The 5716-nt window shown below is 67.8% G+C and carries 7 protein-coding genes and 1 pseudogene; 7 read left to right on the forward strand and 1 reads right to left on the reverse strand.

Translation table 11 applies throughout. The features are described from left to right. The coding region (locus Q7T09_RS07745; RefSeq protein WP_304698989.1) for a S1 RNA-binding domain-containing protein at positions 1-610 on the forward strand (610 nt) is incomplete at its 5' end. Positions 611-925: 315 nt separating this feature from the next. Further along, positions 926-1210, forward strand: coding sequence for an integration host factor subunit beta (locus Q7T09_RS07750; RefSeq protein WP_304698991.1), 285 nt, complete (start codon positions 926-928; stop codon positions 1208-1210). A gap of 3 nt (positions 1211-1213) precedes the next feature. Here the strand turns inward: Q7T09_RS07750 and Q7T09_RS07755 are convergent, their stop codons facing one another. Then, the gene (locus tag Q7T09_RS07755; protein ID WP_304698993.1) at positions 1214-2086 is read right to left on the reverse strand and encodes a phosphotransferase family protein; all 873 of its coding nucleotides are present in this window, start codon (positions 2084-2086) and stop codon (positions 1214-1216) included. Between the two features lie 59 nt (positions 2087-2145). On the opposite strand from Q7T09_RS07755, the gene mscL reads away from it, so the two are divergent. The 5 genes and pseudogenes from mscL to Q7T09_RS07780 all read left to right on the forward strand — a co-directional run. After that, positions 2146-2571 carry a large-conductance mechanosensitive channel protein MscL gene (gene mscL / locus Q7T09_RS07760; RefSeq protein WP_304698995.1) on the forward strand — a complete coding sequence of 142 codons (426 nt, stop codon included), beginning with the start codon at positions 2146-2148 and terminating at the stop codon, positions 2569-2571. A gap of 31 nt (positions 2572-2602) precedes the next feature. Then, entirely contained in the window at positions 2603-3247 is a 645-nt protein-coding gene (locus Q7T09_RS07765) for a phosphoribosylanthranilate isomerase (RefSeq protein ID WP_304698997.1), read from the forward strand. An 8-nt stretch (positions 3248-3255) separates the two neighbouring features. Next, on the forward strand, positions 3256-4476 hold the full coding sequence (gene trpB / locus Q7T09_RS07770; RefSeq protein WP_304698998.1) for a tryptophan synthase subunit beta: 1221 nt from the start codon (positions 3256-3258) through the stop codon (positions 4474-4476). Continuing rightward, the gene (gene trpA / locus Q7T09_RS07775; protein WP_304698999.1) at positions 4473-5300 is read left to right on the forward strand and encodes a tryptophan synthase subunit alpha; all 828 of its coding nucleotides are present in this window, start codon (positions 4473-4475) and stop codon (positions 5298-5300) included. Before trpB ends, trpA begins: the two co-directional genes overlap by 4 nt. 122 nt (positions 5301-5422) lie before the next feature. After that, positions 5423-5716 (forward strand): annotated as a pseudogene (locus Q7T09_RS07780) (acetyl-CoA carboxylase carboxyl transferase subunit beta); the annotation flags it as partial.

The raw sequence follows: 5716 nt of genomic DNA on the forward strand, positions 1-5716 counted from the left end.
CGTCGCGGCGCACCCGGTCGGTTCGACCGTGGAAGGCGAGGTCAAGAACGCCACCGAGTTCGGCCTGTTCATCGGCCTGGAGAACGACATCGACGGCATGGTCCACCTCTCGGACCTCGACTGGACGGCGTCGGGCGAAGAGGCCATCGCCAAGTATCACAAGGGCGAAATGGTCAAGGCCAAGGTGCTGGACGTCGACGTCGAGAAGGAGCGCATCTCGCTGGGCATCAAGCAGCTGGCCGGCGATCCCATGGTGGGCGACGGCTTCCGCAAGGGCCAGACCGTCACCGTCACGGTGACGGAAGTCACCACCGGCGGCATCGAGGTTCGCTTCGGTGACGAGGAAGCCCCGATGACCGCCTTCGTGCGCAAGTCGGACCTGTCCCGCGACCGCGCCGACCAGCGTCCGGAACGCTTCGCCGTCGGCGATCGTGTCGACGCCCAGATCACCACCGTCGACAAGGCCGCCCGTCGGGTGGGTCTGTCGATCAAGGCTCTGGAAATGGCCGAGGAAAAGGAAGCCATCGAGCAGTTCGGCTCGTCGGACTCCGGCGCCTCGCTCGGCGACATCCTGGGCGCGGCCCTGCGCGAAAAGGCGAAGAACGACTAAGCGTCGGATCTTCACCGAAATGAGTTGAGAGCGGCGGATCGGGAAACCGGTCCGCCGTTTTCTTTTTCGCCAATCGCACTATCCTGAGTTGACCGGGCGCAGGGCCCGTTCTGTGTCAGGTGACGTCAGGGTGTCGGTCGGGGTTGTTCGAATGGGGGAAGGGCGCCGCGCCCGGCCCTTCCACGGCCCCGATTTGGGGCCGATGAGCGCAAGCTTTCGGCGCAGATCACGGTCACCGGGCCGTAAACCCTTTTCCTGCCTTGAACATCCTCAGGGACTCGACCATGTTCCGCAGCCGAAAGACCGGAAGAAGGCATGATCAAGTCTGAACTGATCGCCCAACTCGCTGAGGAAAACCCGCACCTCACGCAGCGCGACATCGAGCGCGTGGTGGGGGTGATTCTCGAGCGGATGATCCAGGCCCTGGAAAACGGCGGCCGGGTGGAGCTGCGTGGCTTCGGCGCGCTGTCCGTCCGCTCGCGCGACGCCCGGGCCGGCCGCAATCCGCGCACCGGCGAGGCCGTCGAGGTCCGCGCCAAGCACGTGCCCTTCTTCAAGAGCGGCAAGGAACTGCGCGAACGGCTCAACGCCGACGAATAGGCCTCAGGCTTCGGCGGCCGCGTTGAGGCTGCGGACGCAAAGGTCATAGAGCGCCGGCTTGGCGGCCTTCGCGCTCAGATAGAAGAAGCTGTAATAGAGCCAGTAGAGTTCGCTCGCCTGGGCGAATAGGTCGGCGCTGAGGCTGTGCGCCTGGCTGGCCGCGTAGGCCCGATCGGCCTTGTCGTCGAAAAAGAAAGCCGCCGAGGTCAGGTCCAGCAGCGGGTCGCCCATCACCGCCTGGACGCTGAAGTCGATGACCCCGGTCACCTGCCCCTCGTCGTCCACCAGAACGTTTCCGGGATGGTAGTCGCCGTGCGCCAGTCGCCGCGGCGCATCGGCGCGGCTTTGGGCGAGGTGGTGGAGGCGTTCCAGGGCGCGGGCCGGCTGTATCAAATCCGCTCGCGCCCAGGGCGCCTGGTCCAACGAGGCCTGCGCGCGCCCGCTCAGATAGTCGGGCCAGGTCTCCGCCCGAACCGGCGCCGCCCCCAGGATCTGGCCGTGATAGGGGGCGTCGAAACCGATGAGTTGAATCTGGCCCGCTGCGGCCATGTAGCTGCTCAGCGCGCGTTGGCGGGCCGACGGCGCGGCGGTTTCCAGGAAACGGGTCAGTTCGATCCCCGGGATACGGGCCTCCACCACGCAGGCCGAGCCGGCGATCTCCCGCACCTCGTCGAAGCGCGGGATCTGGAAGGGCGCGGCCTGGCTGTCGAGCCGGCGATAGAAGGCCTCCAGAGCCTGAACATGGGCCAGCGTCGTCTTGTCCGAGAACACCCGCAGCACTCCGCCCTCGCCCAGCGCATAGGCGCGGCTCTGCACGCCAGATCCCAGCAGGTCGGCCGCCGTCACCCCGAAATGTTTCAGCGCCTGGTCGCTCATGCTTGACCCGAGTCAGCCCTCTCACGATCTTGGCACATCCCTGAGCCAGAGCATGACCCATGAGCATCTTCAGCGAATTCCGGGAATTCATCGCCCGCGGCAATGTCATCGACCTGGCCGTCGGCGTGATCGTCGGGGCGGCGTTCAACGACATCGTCAAGAGCCTGGTGGACCAGGTGGTCATGCCCCCCATCGGCCTGCTGCTGAGCGGGGTGGACTTCTCTCACCTGGAATTCGTGCTCAAGCCGGACAATCCGATCACCAAGGCCAACGAACTGGTGGCCATCCAGTACGGCGCCTTCCTCAACACCATGATCAAGTTCACGATCGTGGCCTGGGTGGTGTTCCTGATCGTCAAGGGCGTGAACGCCGTGCGCCGCAAGGACGCCGAGAAGCCCGCGGCCCCGCCGGCGCCCACCGCGCAGGAAGCCCTGCTGATCGAGATCCGCGACCTGTTGAAGAGCCAGGGCGCGGCCAAGCCTTGAACTTCGCAGGCCGGCGCCCCTTATCGGGGCCATGACGATCGCCACCAAGATCTGCGGCCTCTCCACGCCCGAGGCGGTGACCGCCGCCGTCGACGGCGGGGCGAGCCACATCGGCTTCATCTTCTTTCCCAAGAGCCCCCGAAACATCGCCCCCGAGGCCGCCGCGCGCCTGACGCCCCCGGCGCGGGCCAAGAACGTCAAGATCGTCGCGGTCACCGTCGATCCGGACGACGAGCTGCTCGACCGCCTGGCCACGATCCTTGCGCCCGACCTGATCCAGCTGCACGGGGCCGAGACCCCGGCCCGGGCCCGCGAGGTGGCCCGGCGCACCGGCGCCGGCGTCATCAAGGTGATCCCGATCTCCACGGCCCATGACCTCTCGGCCGCCAAGGCCTATGAGGCGGCGACCGACCACCTGATGTTCGAGGCCAAGGCGCCGCAGGACTCCGAACTGCCCGGCGGCAACGGCGCCCGCTTCGACTGGAGCCTGATGATGGGCCATCGGTTCCAGCGGCCCTGGTTGCTGGCGGGCGGCCTGGATCCCTGGAACGTCGTCGACGCGGTGCGGCTCTCGGGCGCGCCCATGGTGGACGTTTCCTCTGGCGTGGAGCGCGGTCCCGGCCTAAAGGACCCGGCCTTGATCACGGCGTTCCTCGACGCCACCCGCCGCGCCTGAGCATCATCGTGAACGCAGCCGCCAAGCCCAACGACTACGCCGCCTATCCCGACGCCGCCGGGCGGTTCGGGGACTATGGCGGGCGCTACGTCCCCGAGACCCTGATGCCCCTGGTCCACGAGCTGGACGCCGCCTATCGGGCGGCCAAGGCCGATCTCGCCTTCCAGGCGCAGCTTTCGGGCTTCCTGAAGGACTATGTGGGACGCCCAAGCCCGCTCTATTTCGCCGAGCGGCTGACGGCCCACTTCGGCGGCGCCAAGATCTATCTGAAGCGCGAGGAGCTGAACCACACCGGCTCCCACAAGATCAACAACTGCATGGGCCAGATCCTGCTGGCCCGCCGCATGGGCAAGACCCGGATCATCGCCGAGACCGGCGCCGGCCAGCACGGGGTGGCCAGCGCCACGGTCTGCGCCCGCTTTGGCCTGCCCTGCGTGGTCTATATGGGCGCCGTGGACGTGGAGCGGCAGAAGCCCAACGTCTTCCGCATGAACCTGCTGGGCGCGCGCGTCGAATCGGTGACCAGCGGCTCGGCCACCCTCAAGGACGCCATGAACGAGGCGCTGCGCGACTGGGTCACCAATGTCGCCGACACCTATTACATGATCGGCACCGCGGCCGGCATGCACCCCTATCCGGAGATGGTCCGCGACTTCCAGTCAGTGATCGGCCAGGAGGTGCGCAGCCAGATCCTGGAGGCCGAGGGCCGGCTTCCCGACGCCCTGGTGGCCTGCATCGGCGGCGGCTCCAACGCCATCGGCCTCTTCCACCCCTTCCTCAACGACGAGGGCGTCAAGCTCATCGGGGTCGAGGCGGCGGGCGAGGGCATGGACACCGACCGCCACGCGGCGGCCATCAACGGCGGCCGGCCGGGCGTCCTGCACGGCAACATGACCTATCTGCTGCAGGACTCCGAGGGCCAGATCACCGAGGCCCACTCGATCTCCGCGGGCCTGGACTATCCGGGCATCGGGCCCGAGCATTCCTGGCTGCACGACGTGGGCCGCGCCACCTACCTCACCGCCACCGACCGGGAGTCGCTGGACGCCTTCACCCTCTGCGCTGAGCTGGAGGGCATCCTGCCGGCCATCGAGAGCGCCCATGCCATCGCCCGCCTGGGCGACGTGGCCCGCGACGTGGGCAAGGGCGGGATCGTGGTGCTGAACCTGTCGGGCCGGGGCGACAAGGACGTGGCGACGGTCGCCGCCCACCTGGGACGCACGATTTGACCAAGGCTCGTATCGACGCGCGGTTCTCCGCGCTGAAGGCGGAGAACCGCGCCGCCTTCGTGGCCTATGTCATGGCCGGCGACCCGGACTACGACACCGGCCTGGAGATCCTGAAGGGCCTGCCCGCCGCCGGCGCCGACCTGATCGAGGTGGGTTTCCCCTTCTCCGACCCGATGGCCGAGGGCCCGCCGATCCAGCGCGCGGCCCTGCGCGCCCTGGACAAGGGCATGACGCTGTCCAAGACCCTGGCCATGATCGCCGCGTTCCGAAAGGGCGACCAGACCACGCCGATCATCCTGATGGGCTACGCCAATCCCCTGGTGAACCGGGGCTTTGCGACCTTCGCCCGGGACGCCGCGGCGGCCGGCGCCGATGGCCTGATCGTGGTGGACATCCCGCCCGAGGAGGCCGATCCCCTGGCCGACGCGCTCGACGCCGAACAACTGTCCCTGCTGCTACTCTCGACCCCCACCAGCGACGACGCGCGCCTGAAGATCATCGCGCGGCGGACCTCGGGCTTCGCCTACTATGTCTCGGTGGCGGGCGTGACGGGGGTCAAGGAAGCTGACGCCGCGGTGGTGGCGCCCCATGTTGTACGGGTGCGGACGGCTTCGGGCCTGCCGGTTTGCGTGGGCTTCGGGATCAAGACGCCGGAGCGCGCAGCGGCCGTGGCCCGGGTCGCCGACGGGGTGGTGGTGGGCTCGGCCCTGGTCGAGGAGATCGCCACGGCCCTGGCAATGAACGAAACCGTGACCACGCGGGTTCTTTCCAAAGTGGAATCCTTGGCTAAGGCTGTGCGCTTCGCGCGAGTCGCTAGACCCTGACCGTTCCAGATGGCTCATCTGAAACGGCAAGAAGGGTCTAGATTTAACATTGGAGCGCGTCGGACGGCGGAACCGGTTTCCACTTCCGCCTGACGCGCTCTCACCCGACGGTGTAGAACTCCATGGCGATGGCTGAGCACAGAAACGAAAAGTCCGGCAAACCCCCGAGCGTCCCCACGCCCCGGGAGCGCGGCGGATGGCTGGCCAAGATCGCGCCGGGCGTGCGCAACCTGGTGGCCAAGCGCGAAACCCCGGAGAACCTCTGGGTCAAGTGTCCCGACACCGGCGAGATGATCTACCGCTCGGACCTGGAGGCGGCCCTGTGGGTCACCCCGTCCGGCAACCACATGCGGATCGGCGCGGCCCAGCGCCTGGCCTACACCTTCGACGACGGCAGCTATGAGCGCATCGCCTCG

Origin of the sequence: Phenylobacterium sp. (genome assembly GCF_030645195.1) — a bacterium.
Taxonomy (GTDB): Bacteria; Pseudomonadota; Alphaproteobacteria; order Caulobacterales; family Caulobacteraceae; genus Phenylobacterium.